The sequence below is a fragment of the Branchiibius sp. NY16-3462-2 genome (assembly GCF_001594145.1).
In the GTDB taxonomy this organism is placed as follows: domain Bacteria; phylum Actinomycetota; class Actinomycetes; order Actinomycetales; family Dermatophilaceae; genus Branchiibius.
On record NZ_LVCF01000003.1, the window covers coordinates 1 to 16,529 of the forward strand.

Consider the following 16,529-nt stretch of genomic DNA (forward strand, 5'->3'; position numbering starts at 1 on the left):
GGTCGCTGACCGGTCAGCGACCAGCGCCGTCGCGAACATCGAGCGGGAACTCCGAAGGATCTGCGTTGGGATGAAGCCGAGTGAGCAGGGTGAACACCGCCTTCACGAAGCCGAGCACACCTGGAAGACCACGCCTGCCGATTGGACAGATGAGCACATGGTCTATCCCGGTCCCTCCGACGGCGACGAACTGCAGGTGACGACCGTCCAAGACGACGTCGAGTTCCGGTGGATGACGGGCGATGTCGTCCAGGCGATGTTCACCTGTGCAGGCGCGACCATCCCTCAGGTGCTGGCGGGAATGATCTGGCGGACCTACTGCCAACCGGACGAAACATTCTCCTGGCTCTCTCGCACGCCGACCATCGTGTACGAGCGGCTACTCGAGTTGGCTGGTGACGAGAGGTGACCCAGTGGCCGAAGGTGCTATCGGCTGATCCCATGGCCCTGTCGACTGGGGCTCATTGACGGCATCGACGGTTCCGGCCGGCGAGGTGTGGCCGACGCGGCTTGGCGCGGTGTCTGGGTTCCGTACCGTTCGATGTCGTCGGCGGCGAGGCTGGCGGCGTGGGCGGGTCCGAGGTCGGCGTGGTCTCGGTTGAACACATCCACCCATAGTCGGCGGGCGTCGTCGAGGTTTTCGGCGACGAGGTGGGCGGTGTTGGTGTGTCGGCCGCGGGTCATGCCGACGTACGCCGCTGCGGCACCTGTCGCTTCCCCGATGAGTAGATGGGCGTGGTCGACGGTGTGCCCTTGGGCGCCGTAAACGGTTGTGGCGTAAGCCAACTCGACGAACCCCTGCACGTACGAACCGGGCAGTTCACGACGACGCGCACCGTCAGTCACGGTGATCCCACCGTCCGGGGTGAGGCCGGTGACGATCCAGGTGGCCCGGTTGGCCACCCCGAGGGCGGCGTTGTTCAGGCGCGTCGCGACGCGGTCGCCGACACCGATCCGCTGCCCAGAGCGGGTGACCACACCGGCCGCGTCGGTGGGTTCGTGCCGTTGATGACGGATCGCCGCGTTGAGGGTGGAGACCTGCTCCCGGGTGTCGGCCATCACCAGGGCTCCCGTGACGGCACCCAGCTGAGCGAGGGCGGCAGTGCGTTCGGCGTCGCTGCCATGCAGGATGATCTGGCTCTGGGCGAGCAGTTGGTCGAACACCTGCTCGGGGTGTTGTCCGTCGCGCATGGCCAGGGTGAGGTCGGCGTACGCCGGGTCGGTGAACCGGTGGACCGCGGACAGTTCCAGGTGCGCGGTGTGGTGCACCCATGAGGCGGCGAGCTCCAGGATGCCGCCGCGGCCGACGGCAGGTAGTTGGTGCCGGTCCCCCAGTAATGCGACGGTGGCACCGGTTGAGGTGGCGACATCGAACAGGGCCCGAGCGGTGTCCTGGTCGAGCATCCCGGCTTCGTCGACCAGCAGCACGTCCCCGGGCCGCAGCCGCGCCGCGGTATCGAGCTGGTGTGCCGGGTTGGGGGCGTGGGTCCAGTTGCCGTCGCCGTCCCAGCGGTGCCCGTACTGGTGGATCAACCATGCCGCGGAGAACGCGTCGGTACCGACTTGTTCCTGCGCGGCGTGGGCGGCCTTGAGGGTCGGGGTCACCACGACCAACCGGCGGCCCTGGATGTTCAGAGCGGTGCGGGCAGCGGCCAGGGTGGTGGTCTTGCCGCTGCCGGCGGCTCCCTCGATCAGCAGCAGGTCCGTCCGGCCGGCCAGGGCGGCGACCACGCCTCGTTGAGTGGGGTCCAGGTGGTCAGCGCCGGTGATGACCGCCGGCTGGGCACCGGAGATGGCCCGGGTCTCCATGTGGCTGTTCAGGTCGGCTTCCACGGCCAGTACCCGCGCCGAGGTCAGGGCCCGCACATGCTCCGGGGAGTCGTCCCGGTCCAGCAACGAAACCGATGCCGACACAGCGTGGCCGGTGATGCTTTCCGCGAGGTTCGTGCGCGCTGCGGGGTCCGCGACCACACCGACAGACGCGATCAGCTTCTCGGTCTCACCGCGGATGTCTGCTGCGTTCCACGACGACCGGCGCGCACCAAGCCGGGACAGGACCAGGTCAGCGGCGACGTCGCGGCGAATCGCATCGACACTGACCGGCGCCGAGCGCACCGAGGCGGCCGGTGGGTGGAAATCAAGGCCGAGCAGTTCCTGGTTCCACCGCGCCACCAGATCGCCACCGTCGCTATTCGGTGTGGCGTCGTGTGGGGTGGGTTTGTCGGGTCGGTGTTCGGCCCAGGCGCGCCGGTCCCACGACTGACGTAACCGGGGCCCTGGCTCGTGGCCGGGGTGCTCGGTACGCCAAGCCGCCTCGTACCTATCACCGTTGGCGGTGATCTGTGCGGCCCGGTGACTGAATGCACCCAGATACGGGGCCAGTTGACGTATCTCCCCGTCGTCACCCAGTTCGTACCCCCTCTTTTCGAGGGAGGTACGAAAGCCCGGGTCGCACATCACGGCGGCGTGCCCGATGCCGTTGATGGCCTCAATGCTCTGGACAGTGCCGACCGAGTGGAGGCCCCGCCAGGCGCCGGCGGCGAAGACCCGGGCGTTGACCTGTAGGTGCAGGTGGCGGTGGGGGTCACCGGCCCGGGACGTGTAGTGCTTGACCACTGCGGCCTCCAATTGTTCGACCGGGACCTGCACCTGCCGGCCCCGGGGGCCGACACGGGTGGTGGAGTGTTGCGCGAGCCAGGTGATGATCTGCTGCGCCGCACGCTCCTGCGCGGCGTCGTACGCGTCCGCGATGTCGGGGTGCAACGCGGCGGCTATCGACCAGGTCTTCGGTCCGTTGACCACGACCTCCACGAACCGCAACGCGTTCCCATCGGTCCGCAGCCGTCCCTTCGGTGCCCCGGTGGCGACCTGGTAGCCGGCGACCCATTGTTCGTAGGTGTCGCCGTCCATGTCCGCCGCTTGACGTACGGCGATCGGTTGGGTGGCCGGGTCGGCGGCGGTTCCGGTTGGGGTTACGTCGGCGACGTACCGGCAGGCGATACCGGAGCCCTCGGCCAGGTAGTAGTCGTCCGCGCGGGAGTGATCCTTCTCCACGTAGAAGCGCGCGGCGCCAGCGGCGCCGCGGTAGAACTTCACCCCACCATGCATCCGCTGCTCCACCACCCTCGTCACTACTCGTCAATGACCCCGGAAACGACGAAAGCCCGCCCCGAGGGGCGGACCGTTCTACGACCATTCGTAGCATGCGTGCCGCTTGGTTGGAAGGCCGAAAGGCATTGTGATCCGGACTCGTTCGAGATTCGTGAATCGTCGTCACAGATCGTCATGTCTGCGTCGTGGGCCGCGCTATGGAGATGCAGAGGGTGGTGTCGGATGACCTAAGAATTGAAGGATGCAGCCGCGGGACCGGTTGTGGAGTTGCTGGCCCGGCTTTGAATTTGAGCTCGGTTGAGCACGTGCGCCGGATCGTCGCGATGGTGAAGCGGTGAGGCACTAGCTGTGCGCTCGGCTAGGTTGGCGGCAGTCCGGGACGGGGGCAGACCAACGAAGGTCAGATTAAGGTCTTGCTCGGAACTGCATGAGCCCTAGAGCCTGACGTAGGGCGATCCACTTGCGACTTTCAGGAGGGGTGCACATCAACAGCAGCTCGGCCGCAGCGCCGGTGTACGCGCTCTCGTTTACCACTGGCGGTCTCTTAGTGCGAGAGGCGGCCACCGTGGCACCCATCTGCCTCGACGGACTGGACTGGATGGAGGTGCGCGACATCGCTCTTGAAAGGAACCTCTTGCAGGCGCGCACGAGGTCTGCCGGTATCCGGCTTGCTCGGGAAGTCGCCCAGCGGCTTTCAGTGCTGAGCCCAGAAGAATTGGAGCTCCTCGTCGATGCCACGCCGACGGATCGCGGTTACATCATGTGGGTCGCTGCGTGTCGGCGTTATGCATTGATAGGTGAGTTCGCCGAGGAAGTCCTCCGTGAGCGGTTCCTCACGCTGGCGGGCACCGTGTGGCATGAGGACTACGACTCGTTCTATCGCGGCAAAGCCATGTGGCACGACGAGTTGGACCAGGTCGCCGATAGCTCATACAAGAAGCTTCGACAGGTACTCTTCAGGATGATGTTCGAAGCTGCCCTGCTGAACTCTAAGGGGCACATCGAACCCGTTCTCCTTTCGGCACGCGTCGCCGCCTGTCTCCACCAGCGCACGCCGAGCGATATTCGATTCTTTCCGACAAGAGCGGCGTGAGAGCGGTGGAGCCAAGGTCGACGCTGACCCAGCAGGAGGAGCACCTGTTCAAGGTGCTCAGTAGCGAGCGCTTCCTCAAGATGGAGGGCCTGGGCAACGAGGTCGCCCACTTCATCTACGACTACGACCCGGCGTGGGCGCTCGATGTTGCGCAGGCCAAGAAGCGCATCAAGACGAAGCTGGACACCGATCTGGGCATCAAGGTCTTAGAGATCAATCTGTACGACCTAAGCGTTGATCTCCTCAAGGAACGCAACGTCTGGGATCGGGTACTGGCGGCCGAGCCGACGATGGACAAGGCCGACTTCCTCAAGATGCTGCAGAACATGCTGGACCCCCAGATGCACCTGGCGCCGGCCATCAAGGCACGTATCGAGGCGGCGTCGTTTCACATCCTCTTCCTCACAGGCATCGGCGAGGCGTTCCCGTTCGTTCGCTCGCACACCGTGCTCAACAACCTGCAAACAGTCGTCTCTGACAAGCCGATGCTGATGTTCTTCCCAGGACGTTACGAGGTGTCGGCGACCCAGGGATCAGCCCTTGTTCTGTTCGGGCAGCTTAAGGACGACTCCTTCTACCGCGCGAAGCGCATCCTCGACCAGGAAGCATGACCCGATGAAACTCAACGAGATCTTCCGCAAGGACGTCACCCGATCGATTGAGGGTGTCGTCAAGGCCGACGATGTCGACCATCTTGGCATCGAGGTCGAGGAGTACGTCTTCACGAACGACGCCGCCAAGGGCGTGGCCCCGTTGCTGGAGGAGTACACCAACTACACCAACGCCAACGGCGTTTGGATCTCGGGCTTCTTCGGCTCTGGTAAGTCGCACCTCCTGAAGATGCTCGCCCACCTCCTCGGGGACGTTCAGGGTCAGGCGTTCCCGCGCGCGGAGGTGAGCGAAAGCTTCCTGGGCAAGACCAATGACGCCATGCTGATCGCGTCGCTCAAGAAGGCTGCCGCCATCCCCGCCAAGAGCCTGCTCTTCAACATCGACCAGAAGGCCACACTGATCGCCAAGGATCAGACGGACGCGTTGCTCAAGGTCTTCGTCAAGGTCTTCGACGAGAGTCGTGGCTACTTTGGCAACGACGGAGCCGTCGCGCGGTTCGAGGAGGATCTCGACAAGCGCGGCCAGTACGACGCGTTCAAGACTGCATTCCAGAATCACGCCGGCATCGACTGGGGGCAGGGACGAGAGCAGACGGCGCTCGAAGGCCACAACATCGACAAGGCGTTCGCCGACGTCAACGGAGAGGCCAACCCCGGCATCATCGCGCAATACCAGAAGTCGTACGCCGTCTCCATCGAAGACTTTGCCACGTCTGTGAAGGCGTGGATCGACAAGCAGGAACCCGGCTTCCGGCTCAACTTCTTCGTCGACGAGGTCGGCCAGTTCATCGCCGACGACGTGAAGCTCATGCTCAACCTTCAGACGATCGCCGAGTCCCTCAACACGAAGTGCAAGGGACAGTCGTGGGTCTTTGTTACCTCCCAGGAGGACATGGACAAGGTCATTGGTGACCGGACCAAGCAGCAGGCGAACGACTTCTCCAAGATCCAGGCACGCTTCAGCACAAAGGTGAAACTCACCAGCCAGGACGTAGAGGAGGTCATCAGCAAGCGCCTCCTTGAGAAGAACGACGCGGGTGCGGCCGAGCTCATGGCCATCCACGTCAAGGAGGGTGCGAACTTCAAGACGATCTTCGACTTCGTCGACGGTGCGAAGACCTACCGTAACTACGTTGACGGCGGGCGCTTCATCAGCACCTACCCGTTCGTGACCTACCAGATCCCGATGTTCCAAGCCGCCATCGAGGGCCTGTCGGAACACAACATGTTTGAGGGCAAGAACAGCTCGGTCGGCGAGAGGTCCATGCTCGGCGTGGTTCAGGAGGTCGCTAAGCGCATCGGTGCGGAGCAGGTCGGCTACCTGGCCACGTTTGACCAGATGTTCGCCGGGATCAGCGCGGCGCTGAAGTCCGCAGCCCAGAGTGCCATCCTCCAGGCCGAGAAGCACCTTCCCGACCCGGGATCCGACGTCACGGTTCTCGCTAACCGACTACTGAAAGCGCTGTTCCTGGTCAAGTACGTCGACACGTTCAAGGCCACGCCCCGCAACCTCACGGTGCTCGTCTACGACCGTTTCGGTCTCGACCTCAACGCGCTCGGCAAGCAGGTGCAAGAGGCACTCAACTTGCTGGAGACGCAGTCGTACGTCCAACGCAATGGCAACGTCTACGAGTACCTGACGAATGAGGAACAAGAGATCGAGAAGGAGATCAAGTCGGTCGACGTCGACTCGTCCGAGGTCTCGGGGAAGCTCTTCAAGTACCTCTACTCCGACATCCTCAAAACGAATAAGCTCAAGTACGCCAAGAACGGCCAGGACTTCCCGTTCGGCTACAAGCTCGACGACATCGTCCAAGGCAACCAGCGCGAGCTGACGATCCACTTCATCACGCCCGAGACGAACTACACCGACATTGAGATCGCGGCCCAGAGCATGGGCAAGGACGAACTGCGCGTCTTTCTTGGCCGTGACAAGCGACTGCTGGCGGACCTGCGCCTGCTCCTCAAGACCGAGAAGTACACCAAGCAGCGGACCAACTCGGGTGCCACGCCCTCGACGCAAGCTATCCTGCAATCCAAGCAGATGCTCAACGCCGACCGCGAGAAGGGACTCATTGAGCGCCTCCGCCAAGCTGTCGGCAAGGCTCAGCTGATCATCAACGCCGCTGAGATCGCGTCCTCCTCTCAGGACGCCGTGTCCCGGGTCTCCGACGGGTTCCAAGAACTCGTCAACCGGACCTACACGAACCTCGGCCTGCTCGGAGGGAAGGTCTACCCGGAGCAGCAGGTCGCGGGGTCCGTCCAGAATGACCCGGGCCTGTTCAATGCAGGACCTCTGAGCGCCCTCAATTCGCCCGGCACCGAGATGGAGTCGTGGATCATCTCCCAGACCAACCTTGGGGAGCAGGTCACCGTCAAGAAGATCGTGGACCGGTTCGAGTCCAAGCCCTACGGGTGGGACCTCGGCTCCATCGAGGTCGTGCTCGGCTGGTTGGTCGGTAACGGAAAGGTCGCGCTTGCGATCGATGCGAACCCGGTCGCGCGGACCGAGGCCCCATCCATCATCCGTAACACCGGCAAACAACAGCACACCGTCGTCGCGCCGCAGAAGGCATACGACGCGACGAAGGTCGCCAAGTTCAAGACGTTCTGCACTGACTTCTTCGACGAGGGTGCCGTGCCAAGCGACTCGACCGAGCTGGCACGCTTCGGTAAGGACAAACTTGCTGCCAAGCGGGACGAGCTCAACGCCCTCGTCAGCAGTAGCCGCTACCCGTTCGTCGGCCAGCTGTCAGGCGTCGTCAGCCTGCTCGATCAGGTCGTCGGCAAGCCCATCGACTGGTACCTCAGCGACTTCGACAAAGCCGACGAGCTGATCGAGGCCAAGGAGGACCTGGTCGATCCGATCAAATCCTTCCTCAATGGCCAACAGGCCAAGATCTTCGATGAGGCGGACGCCCTTCTGAGCGCCAACACCGGAAATCTCGGCTACCTGCCCGCCGGCACCGCGCTACCTGCCCGCCCCACGGGATGTTGATCTCCGGTGGAGAGGTCACCGTCCCCAAACTCTTCGTCAACAACTCCAACGGCCGCCTCGGCCTGGTCGGCTACTGGGACGTCGTGGCCTTCGACGAGTTCGCTGGAAAGAAGAAGCGCACCGACAAGGCGCTCGTTGACATCATGAAGAACTACATGGCGAACAAGTCGTTCTCGCGTGGCGTCGAGACGCTCGGAGCCGAGGCGTCGATGGTCTTCGTCGGCAACACCTCGCACAACGTGCCGTACATGCTGAAGCACTCCGACCTCTTCGACGAACTGCCGGAGAGCTACCACGACTCGGCCTTCCTCGACCGCCTCCACTTCTACATCCCCGGCTGGGAAGTCGACACCATCCGCAGCGAGATGTTCTCTGACGGCTACGGGTTCGTCGTCGACTACATCGCCGAGGTCTTGAAGTCGATGCGTGACGCCGACTACTCCGACCGCTACCAGCAATACTTCACGCTCGGCTCGGATATCTCCACGCGCGACCGCGACGGCATCCACAAGACGTTCTCCGGCCTTATGAAGATTATCTACCCCCACGGGGAGGCGACAAAGGAGCAAATCGAGGAGATCCTCCGGTTCGCGGTCGAGGGTCGCAAGCGCGTCAAGGATCAGATCCTGCGGATCGACTCAACGATGGCTGAGGTGAAGTTCGGCTACTCCGACAAAGCCGGCGAGTGGCGCGGCGTCACAACCCTTGAGGAGGACGAGTATCCGGCCTATTACCACGAGCGGGGCGTTGACGCCGGTCGCGAGGTGATGGACAGCGGCTCTTCCACCGACTCTGCGGCTGCGGCTACCGCGTTCGAGGCCCCGCCCACGCCGGAGCCACTTTTCGAGGGGCACCGCGAATTTCAAGAGAACCAACGCGGCGTCTCCTACGAGAGCCTTCTGTTGCCGTATCTGCGCGGAGCTAGGGACATTCGGATCGTCGACCCGTACATTCGCCTGCCGCACCAAGGACGCAACCTCGTCGACCTCCTCGCGTTGGTCGCCTCCATCAAGGACCCAGCCGACGAGATCGCCGTCAAGCTCGTCACCAAGGAAGACAACGGCGACTTCCAACAGCAGCACCTCCTGATGCTCAAGGAAATCCAGGACGGCGCGGCTTCGGCGGGCATCAAGTTCAACGTCGAGTGGGACGAGAGCATCCATGACCGCTCGATCGCGACCGACAACGGTTGGAAGATCCTTCTTGGGCGCGGCCTAGACATATTCCAAAAGGGATCTGGCAGTCAGTACGACATCGGCGCTCGCCGCCAAGAATTCCGTCAAGTAGTCGCTTTTGGCGTCACCTACATCAACGAGGGCAAGGAGGCCAAATGACCAGCCGTGTTAGCGCTCCGTGAGAATTGGCATCCACGCCGCCGACAATTCAACGCTGTCACCAATCCTGTCCGCGAGTTGGCGGTCGCGGTCGATGGTGGCGTGCTGGTAGATCGCCATCGCCGCGAGTGACGCATGTCCCGCGCGGGCCTGCAGTTCCGCTGGTGTCGCACCGTGTTGACCGGCGAGCGTCAGCGCCGAGTGCCGCAGGCCGTGGATCGTGAGATCCGGCCGGCCCGCCGCTGACCGCGCGAGCTCGTACCGCGACAGCAGATACCGCGCGCTCATGTGGTCCTTCCGCTCGCCGGGGAACAGAAGACCGAGAGCGCCGGGCGCCGTGTGCGCCAGCAGGTGCGCCCGCAGCATCGGCAGGAACGCCGGTGGCAGGTGCACGACCCGCGTCCCCTTCGCGGTCTTGGGTGGCCCGATGACGCGGCCGCAGTCCGGACATGCCCCCTCCGCAGCGGGATTCGCGTCCTTCTCGATCTTCCGGCGCACCGCGATCGCTCCGGTCGAGGCGTCGATGTCCGACCGGCGCAGCTCGAAGATCTCCCCCTCGCGCATCCCGCCGAACGCGGCGAGCACGATGAAGAGCCGCAGCCGCTCCGGCATCGCGTCGACAATGATCGCGAGTTCGTCTACGGGAGAGGGCTTTTGCTCCTTGCGCACCTTCGCCGCGGACGCCTTCGGGATCCGCACCGGGTTGCGTTCGATCAGCTCTTCGTCCTCGGCCGCCTTCATGATCGACCGCAGCAACCGATACGTGGCCGCGTTGCCGGCCGGCGTCGACCGCGGTAGCGACGAGTGCCACTCACGGACCATCTCCCGTGTGATCGCCTTCAACGGCACATCACCGAACACCGGCAGCAGCTGGGTCCGCAGCACCCGGCCGTATTCGCGTCCCGTGTTCGGCCGCAGATCGCGCTCGGTCAGGTACCGATCGGCGTACACCGCAAACGTATTCGCCGCCTCGCGCCGCTCTTTCTCCTTGACGGCCTCCATCCGGCGCTGCGGCGTGACGTACGCGGACGGGTCCTCCATCAGCTGGCGCTCGGCCTTCACCCACTCCTCCGCGTCGACCTTCGCCCGGAACGTCGACGGTGCCGAGACCGTCACTCCCGCAGGCGTAGTCACCCGTGCTTGCCACCGGCCGTCGCATCGGCAGCGTTCCGACTTCGGGCATGAGCGCTGGTGGGTTCCTCGGCCGCCGCAGGTGCACTTCTGCCGCTGCGAACACGACGCAACGTGCACCTTCCGCACGTTGCCTGATGCCGCCTTGCTGACCATCCGATCAACCTCCCCGCAAGAGGGGTTGCCCCCTGCTTTCAATCTGCCAGTGCCAGATCTGTGCCAGATCTGTGCCAGATTGACGGGCACCAGTGTCGCATAGTGTCCCTAAAACCGCAGTTCACAGGCTTGGAATTCCGGGTATAACGAAATATGACCCCGCTTTGCAAGCAGGGGGTTACGGGTTCGAGTCCCGTTGGCTCCACCACTTCACATGCATCAGCAACGACAACGGTCATCGCCGTCAATGACTCCCCGGGCCTAACCTGAAGCCGTGGACATCCGCACGCTGGCCGTACTTCCGTCGGCGCGTGTTCGCCAGTGTCGGGAAGAGATTGAGGCTCTGGTCCACGCTCACCACGCGACCGAGCCAAGGGTGTTCGGCTCTGTCGCCCGAGGTGAGGACCAGCCAGGGTCGGACGTTGACCTGCTGGTTGAATTCACCGACAAGGCAACCTTGCTCGACGAAGTCGGCCTTCGTCTCGCCCTCGCCGACTTGCTGCAGGTCGAGGTCGACGTGATCGCGCTCAACTCCCTGCGCGGACCGATGCGCGACCGGGTGCTCAGCGAAGCGGTGGCGATTTAACCAGCCCAGCAGTGTGACCGGCCGAGGGGGTCAGTTGGCCGGTTGCTCTGGGGTTTCGGGGGTGCCGGCCAGGCGTTGCTGAACCCGCTGCTCCACCAATGCATCCAGCTTCTTCTGCGACAGCGCCCGGTGTAGCGGCAGCCCCAAGCCCAGCCCGATCAGCAGACCGGCACCCAGCGCGAGCCCACTGATCCACAAGATCCTCGGCCGCGGGTCGGTCAGGCCCTTGGTCGTACCGCCGCCCTGGTAGCGCGTGGCGATCTCCCAGATCACCTTCAGGTCGACGCTGATGACCATGATCAACATGATTCCGCCGACGATTCCCGCAATAAGGCCGAGCACCAAGAGCGTCAGCTTGAGCTTCTTCATAGACGAACCGTATTGCACCCGCGCCAGGATGGACCCCCCGAAACCCCGTCCGAACAGAAGTGGACAACCCGGCTGAAAATAACCTACCGTCACAGTAGGCATTGAGTGTCAGCGACAAGCCCTGGCTTGCTGACCGGCAACCCTCCTTCGCGGTGGGGTGCTCCAGGTGAAAGCCCGGCCCGACCGGAACCCCGGCGGGCAAGCGCGAGAGGGAGCAGCACATGAGTAACGCCGTCATCGATAGCACCGACTTCGCCGCCGACTGGCAGCAGTGGCACGACCAGCACGAGGAAGCGCGGGCGGACAAGCACGGTTTCCTCGCCGTCACCGGTCTGCACTACCTCACCGACGAGCCGCAGCGCTTCGAACGCGCCCCCGGCCAGTGGTGGACCGACGACGCCGGCATCCACGTGACCCTGGCAGCCGGCGAGATCCTCGACTACGACGGTCAACCCCGCAGCGACGAGCAGGTCGACTTCGGTATCATCCCCGAACGAGGCGGTGTCACAGCCGGATTCGAGGACGGTGTCATCGAGATCGCCAAGCGCGGCGGCCAGGACATCATCCGCCCCCGCCACCCCGACCACGAGATCCTCACCGCCTACGAAGGCACCCCCACCTTCGCCCCCGACCCGTCCTGGGTCCTCGAGGGCCGCTACACGGCGTACGCCGAACCCATCCCCACCACCGTCGGCGCCGCCGTCGACGACCTCCAGCACGTCTACGACGCACCCGGCGAGATCCACTTCAGCAAGGACGGCCAGGACCTGACCCTGGTCGCCTTCCCCGGCCACGGCGACAACCTGCTGGTGCTCCTGCGCGACGCGACGAGCGGCGTCAGCACGTACGCCGCGAACCGGGCCCTGTCGGTCCCCGCGCCCGACGCGGACGGCCGGGTCACGCTCGACTTCAACCGCGCGACCAACCTGCCCTGCGCCTACACGCCGTACGCCACCTGCCCGCTGCCGCCCGCCCAGAACCGCCTACCGATCGCGGTGGAGGCCGGCGAGAAGACCCCGCTGTGACGCTGCGCAAACTGCATTTCCTCACCCCCGGCAACTACCTGGACGACCGCCCGGGTAAGGGCCTGGAGGAGACCCTCCAACTCTTCGAGTACGCCGAGCGGCTGGGTTACGACGGCGGCTGGATCCGCCAGCGCCACCTGGAGCACGGCGTCTCGGCGGCAGCCGTCTTCCTGGCCGCAGCCAGCCAGCGGACACACCGCATCGAACTCGGCACCGCGGTCATCCCGATCGGGTATGAAAACCCGGTCCGGTTGGCCGAGGACCTGGCCACGGTCGACGTACTCTCCGGTGGTCGTCTCCAACCCGGCTTCAGCACCGGTATGCCGCACCCGGAGCTCCTCGCGGATCTGGTGCACGAAGGTGACTGGCGCAGTTACGAATTGGGCTACGAGCGGATCGAACGCGTCCGCGAAGCTCTGTCCGGCGAATATCTCGGAGACGAAGACACCCGCATCGAGTCACCCGGCAATATCCAGCGACCGCGGATCCAGCCCTACAGCCCGGGTCTGGTTGACCGGCTCTGGTACGGCGGCACCAGCGCCCGCTCCGTGCGGTGGTCGGGCGAGCATGGCTACCACCTGCTGACCGGCAACATCATCAGCGGTGAGGGTGCGACGGATTTCGCTGCAACACAACGGGATCTGATCGAGCAGTTCCGGGCGGGTGGCGGTGCTGAACGGCGGGTCGGCCTCGGAAGGGTCATCCTGCCGTTGGACAGTGCCGATCAGCGGACCCGCGAGCGCTACCGCGCCTACGTCGCCTCACGCACCGAGCGCACGAAGACCGCGCACGGGCCACGTGGAGTCCTCTTCGCTCCGGACCTCATCGGCACTGACGAGCAGATCGCCGAACAGCTGCACGCAGATGCCGCCTTCGGTGCCACCGAGGAGTTGCGGGTGGAGTTGCCCTACGAGCTCGGTCTGGACGACTACCGACAGATCCTCTCCGATGTCGCAGAGAACCTAGCCCCGCAGCTGGGCTGGCGCCCGGCGGTGGCTGCTCTGGCGGGCTGACCCTGTCCGAGCGCCTGGCTACCGTGAGGGAATGCCGATCACACTGGAGAACGTCGGGATCGCCGTACGTGACATCGAGGAGGCAGTGGCCTTCTTCACTGACCTCGGGCTCAGCGTCCTTGGTCGGGACGAGGTCAGCGGCGAATGGTCCGACACCGCGGTCGGGCTCGACGGCAACCACGCCAAGATCGCCAAGCTCCAAACCCCCGGCGGGCAGGGCACCTTAGAACTGTTCGAGTACCTCGACGACCTGGCTATCGAAACCACCCCGACCCTGCCCAACGAGATCGGCATGCACCGGGTCGCCTTCTCGGTCGACGACATCGAGGAGTCCCTGGCGATCGCCGCACGGCACGGGTGCTACCCGCTGCGGGGCGTCGCGACGTACGGCGACAGTTACAAACTCACCTACCTGCGCGGTCCGAGCGGAATCATCGTGATGCTGGCCCAGGACTTGACGGCCAACCCGTGAGCCGCGGTCCGGTTCGCATCACCGAGCAGCAGCGGCGACGCCTCATCGCGCGCCGGCACCACCTCGCCGGCGACGCATCAGGACCAGAGCAGGTCGTGCGCTCGCTGCTCGCCCTGCACTCGACCGACCCTGCCTCGCCCTACCTTTCGGTCCTTGCCCGCAGCCGCACCACCCGGCTGAGTGACGTCTGGGAGGCGATGTACGTCGAGCGGATGCTGGTCCGGTGGTTGGCCATGCGGCGTACCCTGTTCGTCTTCGACCGCGCGGACAACCCGCTCGTGCAGGCGGCGGTGAGCACCCCGCTGGCGGCCACGCTGCGAACCCGGCTGGTGAGTCGGGTACGCCGCGCGGGCACCGAGCCGCCGATCGACGGTGACCCGGCGCAGTGGCTGGACGACGTCGCCGATGCCGCGGAAACCACTCTGCAGCAATTGGGTACGGCGACCGGGGCCGAACTCAGCCGCGCCGAACCGCGCCTGTCGACCCGACTGCTGCCGAGCGCGCCCTCGGACCAGCCGCAGAATCTGACCAGCACGCTGCTGGCGATGATGAGCGCCCAGGGCCGGTTGGTGCGGGCAGTCCCCGGCGGATCCTGGACCGTCAGGAGTCACCGGTGGGAGCCGGTCGACACCTGGTGGCCCGATGGGCTCGCGACACCGGATGTAACCGCGGCGCAGCGGGATTGGGCGCGCAGGTGGCTCGAAGCATTCGGACCGGCGACGCTGGAGGACCTGCAATGGTGGACCGGCTGGACCAAGACCGCGGTGCGCAACGCGATCGAGAGCATGCCCCTGGAGGACGTCGATCTGCACGGTCTGCCCGGCGTAGCGCTGAGAGGCACCCTTGAGGCCGATCTGGCTGCGGCACAGGATGATCCGCCCGTTGCCACCCTCCTGCCGGCCCTCGACCCGACGCCAATGGGGTGGAAGCAGCGGGACTGGTTCATGGGAGTGGACCGCACCCTGGTCTTCGACCGGAACGGCAACCTGGGGCCGACGATCTGGTGGGACGGGCAACTCGTGGGAGCGTGGGCGATGAGCAGCGGCGGGCAGATCCGTACCGCAATCCCCGGTGACCACGGCAGCGAAGCCTTAACCGCGATCGCTACTGCCGCAGCCGATCTCGAGCCCAGACTCGAGGGCGCCGTGGTCACACCCGTCTTTCCTACGCCCCTGGAGCGTTCGCTGCGGAACTGAACCCCGATCGGAGCTGAAACCCTGGGCGGTCAGGCCGGCGGGATGTCGACCCGCGACCACCACCGGGCAGCGCTGCGCTCGAACGGGTTGAGGCTGGAATCCTGCGACAGTTGCTCCAGTTCCGGGTGGGAGGACATACCGGCTGCATAAAGCACCCGGCGACGGTCCAACTCGGGGGCCTTCATCTCCTTCGCCAGGTCGACGTCCTTGGGATAGACCCGGTTGTGCGCCAACGGGACCAGGAGCCCGCCCCGCTCCGCAGGAGCAGCCACCCGGTAGGACTCGGCGAGACTGCCCGGGTCATACCGCTGGCAGGAGTTGAGCGTCGCGGCGGCGCCGGGCAGGTCGTGGTCGTGGTGCTCCAGATGCCGGGACAGCGCGTCGGCGAACGGGCTGGACGCCAGCACCATGGCGCCGTCCAATGGACGCGTCTCTTCGGCGAGCGCTTCCCGCAACCAGTAGATGAGGCCCTCGGTCAAGGTGGCCGGTCGGTGCGGCTTGGTCTGCTCGAGCAACTTCTCAGCGATGAGGTCGCACCTGGCCCGTAGTACCCGCACCTCCTCGGTGCTCCGGGCCAGCGTTGAGTGAGTTTTGTGGTGATCGGTGATGGCCCGCCGCGCACTATCGCCCATCCGACTGAGCAGATAGGCCTGCGCCGGGCGCAGCAGCAGGTCGAAGATCAACAACGCCGTCGGGTAGCGGGGTGACCCGGGCTGGCTGAGGTCGGCCAGCAGTTGCTCGCACAGCCGCGACCAGAAGCGCGGCGTGATCTGGTCCTGCATGATGGCCATCTCGATCGCGCCGCCGGCGAGGACCAGGGCCGCCCCGCTGAGATTCTGGTAGTTGTCCATCAGGACATCGGCGGTGCGCGGGTGGTGGGCCTTGGGCAGCAGTTCCAGGGCGTCGCCGATGACTGAGTAGCCGCACGCGGTGAGGTGCTCCTCGACGGCGTCGCCGACCAGATCCTGGGTGAATTCGTCCTTGGCCAACCGGACCAGTGCCTGCATCCGGAACTGGTAGGCGGGGCCCAGCGAAACCGCCATCTCGGTCATCAGCCGGGAGATCAGTGCCTGGGTGTCATCGCTGCGCAACACCAGGCCACCGGTCGGCGCGGTCAACAGGTGGCTGAGTTGCTGCCAATCGGGGCCGTTCAGTCCTTCATCCATCCGGTCCAGCAAGCTACGGCGCTGGAACCGGTCGATCCGCACCACGTCGCTGTCCTGCAGGTGCGCCCCGATGATGCCCGGCGGCAGCCCCAGCACATTTTCGAATGCGGTGACCAGGTCCAGCGTCACCGGGACCGCGCCATTCTCGTAGCGGGACAGCGTTGTGTAGGACAGGTCCTTGGCCACGCCGGGATGAGTGCGCATCAACGGGGCGATGGTGCGCTGGGTCCGCAGATCAGGGTTTGCCGCGCAGTGCCGCCACACGCGC

14 protein-coding genes and 1 riboswitch are annotated in these 16,529 nt (G+C 65.1%); of the genes, 10 read left to right on the forward strand and 4 right to left on the reverse strand.

Annotated elements, in window-relative coordinates; translation table 11 throughout:
* Nucleotides 1-409, forward strand: a 409-nt coding sequence (locus AZH51_RS03500) for a hypothetical protein (protein ID WP_291521402.1), incomplete at its 5' end; no start/stop codon positions are given.
* 17 nt (nucleotides 410-426) lie between these two features.
* Here the strand turns inward: AZH51_RS03500 and mobF are convergent.
* Nucleotides 427-3,096 carry a MobF family relaxase gene (gene mobF, locus AZH51_RS03505; RefSeq protein WP_291521403.1) on the reverse strand — a complete coding sequence of 890 codons (2,670 nt, stop codon included), beginning with the start codon at nucleotides 3,094-3,096 and terminating at the stop codon, nucleotides 427-429.
* Nucleotides 3,097-3,589: 493 nt separating this feature from the next.
* Here mobF and AZH51_RS03510 point away from each other — a divergent pair, with 493 nt between their 5' ends.
* The 4 genes from AZH51_RS03510 to AZH51_RS03525 all read left to right on the forward strand — a co-directional run bounded on the left by AZH51_RS03510 (nucleotide 3,590) and on the right by AZH51_RS03525 (nucleotide 9,147).
* On the forward strand, nucleotides 3,590-4,204 hold the full coding sequence (locus tag AZH51_RS03510) for a DUF1819 family protein (protein WP_291521405.1): 615 nt from the start codon (nucleotides 3,590-3,592) through the stop codon (nucleotides 4,202-4,204).
* 80 nt (nucleotides 4,205-4,284) lie between these two features.
* Entirely contained in the window at nucleotides 4,285-4,815 is a 531-nt protein-coding gene (locus tag AZH51_RS03515) for a DUF1788 domain-containing protein (RefSeq protein WP_291521426.1), read from the forward strand.
* A gap of 4 nt (nucleotides 4,816-4,819) precedes the next feature.
* On the forward strand, nucleotides 4,820-7,813 hold the full coding sequence (gene brxC, locus AZH51_RS03520; RefSeq protein ID WP_291521407.1) for a BREX system P-loop protein BrxC: 2,994 nt from the start codon (nucleotides 4,820-4,822) through the stop codon (nucleotides 7,811-7,813).
* Nucleotides 7,807-9,147: a BREX system Lon protease-like protein BrxL gene (locus AZH51_RS03525; protein WP_291521409.1), complete on the forward strand. Its 1,341-nt coding sequence runs from the start codon at nucleotides 7,807-7,809 to the stop codon at nucleotides 9,145-9,147. Before brxC ends, AZH51_RS03525 begins: the two co-directional genes overlap by 7 nt.
* 9 nt (nucleotides 9,148-9,156) lie before the next feature.
* Here the strand turns inward: AZH51_RS03525 and AZH51_RS03530 are convergent, their stop codons facing one another.
* Nucleotides 9,157-10,281, reverse strand: a complete 1,125-nt coding sequence (locus AZH51_RS03530) for a site-specific integrase (RefSeq protein WP_291521411.1) — start codon at nucleotides 10,279-10,281, stop codon at nucleotides 9,157-9,159.
* Between the two features lie 427 nt (nucleotides 10,282-10,708).
* Between AZH51_RS03530 and AZH51_RS03535 the strand changes: the two genes are divergently transcribed.
* The gene (locus AZH51_RS03535; protein ID WP_291521412.1) at nucleotides 10,709-11,020 is read left to right on the forward strand and encodes a nucleotidyltransferase family protein; all 312 of its coding nucleotides are present in this window, start codon (nucleotides 10,709-10,711) and stop codon (nucleotides 11,018-11,020) included.
* A gap of 30 nt (nucleotides 11,021-11,050) precedes the next feature.
* Here the strand turns inward: AZH51_RS03535 and AZH51_RS03540 are convergent, their stop codons facing one another.
* On the reverse strand, nucleotides 11,051-11,389 hold the full coding sequence (locus tag AZH51_RS03540; RefSeq protein WP_291521415.1) for a hypothetical protein: 339 nt from the start codon (nucleotides 11,387-11,389) through the stop codon (nucleotides 11,051-11,053).
* Nucleotides 11,390-11,486: 97 nt separating this feature from the next.
* Nucleotides 11,487-11,600, forward strand: a riboswitch (SAM riboswitch).
* A 10-nt stretch (nucleotides 11,601-11,610) separates the two neighbouring features.
* On the opposite strand from AZH51_RS03540, the gene AZH51_RS03545 reads away from it, so the two are divergent.
* Genes AZH51_RS03545 through AZH51_RS03560 form a run of 4 tightly spaced genes read left to right on the forward strand, consistent with a single transcriptional unit; the run spans nucleotide 11,611 to nucleotide 15,095 of the window.
* On the forward strand, nucleotides 11,611-12,414 hold the full coding sequence (locus tag AZH51_RS03545; RefSeq protein WP_291521417.1) for a DUF1684 domain-containing protein: 804 nt from the start codon (nucleotides 11,611-11,613) through the stop codon (nucleotides 12,412-12,414).
* Nucleotides 12,411-13,427, forward strand: a complete 1,017-nt coding sequence (locus AZH51_RS03550) for an LLM class flavin-dependent oxidoreductase (RefSeq protein ID WP_291521419.1) — start codon at nucleotides 12,411-12,413, stop codon at nucleotides 13,425-13,427. The genes AZH51_RS03545 and AZH51_RS03550 overlap by 4 nt, the downstream gene beginning before the upstream one ends.
* 31 nt (nucleotides 13,428-13,458) lie before the next feature.
* Nucleotides 13,459-13,899: a VOC family protein gene (locus AZH51_RS03555; protein WP_291521421.1), complete on the forward strand. Its 441-nt coding sequence runs from the start codon at nucleotides 13,459-13,461 to the stop codon at nucleotides 13,897-13,899.
* Complete coding sequence (locus AZH51_RS03560) at nucleotides 13,896-15,095, forward strand: winged helix DNA-binding domain-containing protein (RefSeq protein ID WP_291521422.1); 1,200 nt, start codon at nucleotides 13,896-13,898, stop codon at nucleotides 15,093-15,095. The genes AZH51_RS03555 and AZH51_RS03560 overlap by 4 nt, the downstream gene beginning before the upstream one ends.
* A gap of 29 nt (nucleotides 15,096-15,124) precedes the next feature.
* Here AZH51_RS03560 and AZH51_RS03565 read toward each other — a convergent pair.
* Nucleotides 15,125-16,529: hypothetical protein (locus AZH51_RS03565; protein WP_291521424.1), on the reverse strand; the 1,405-nt coding region annotated here is incomplete at its 5' end.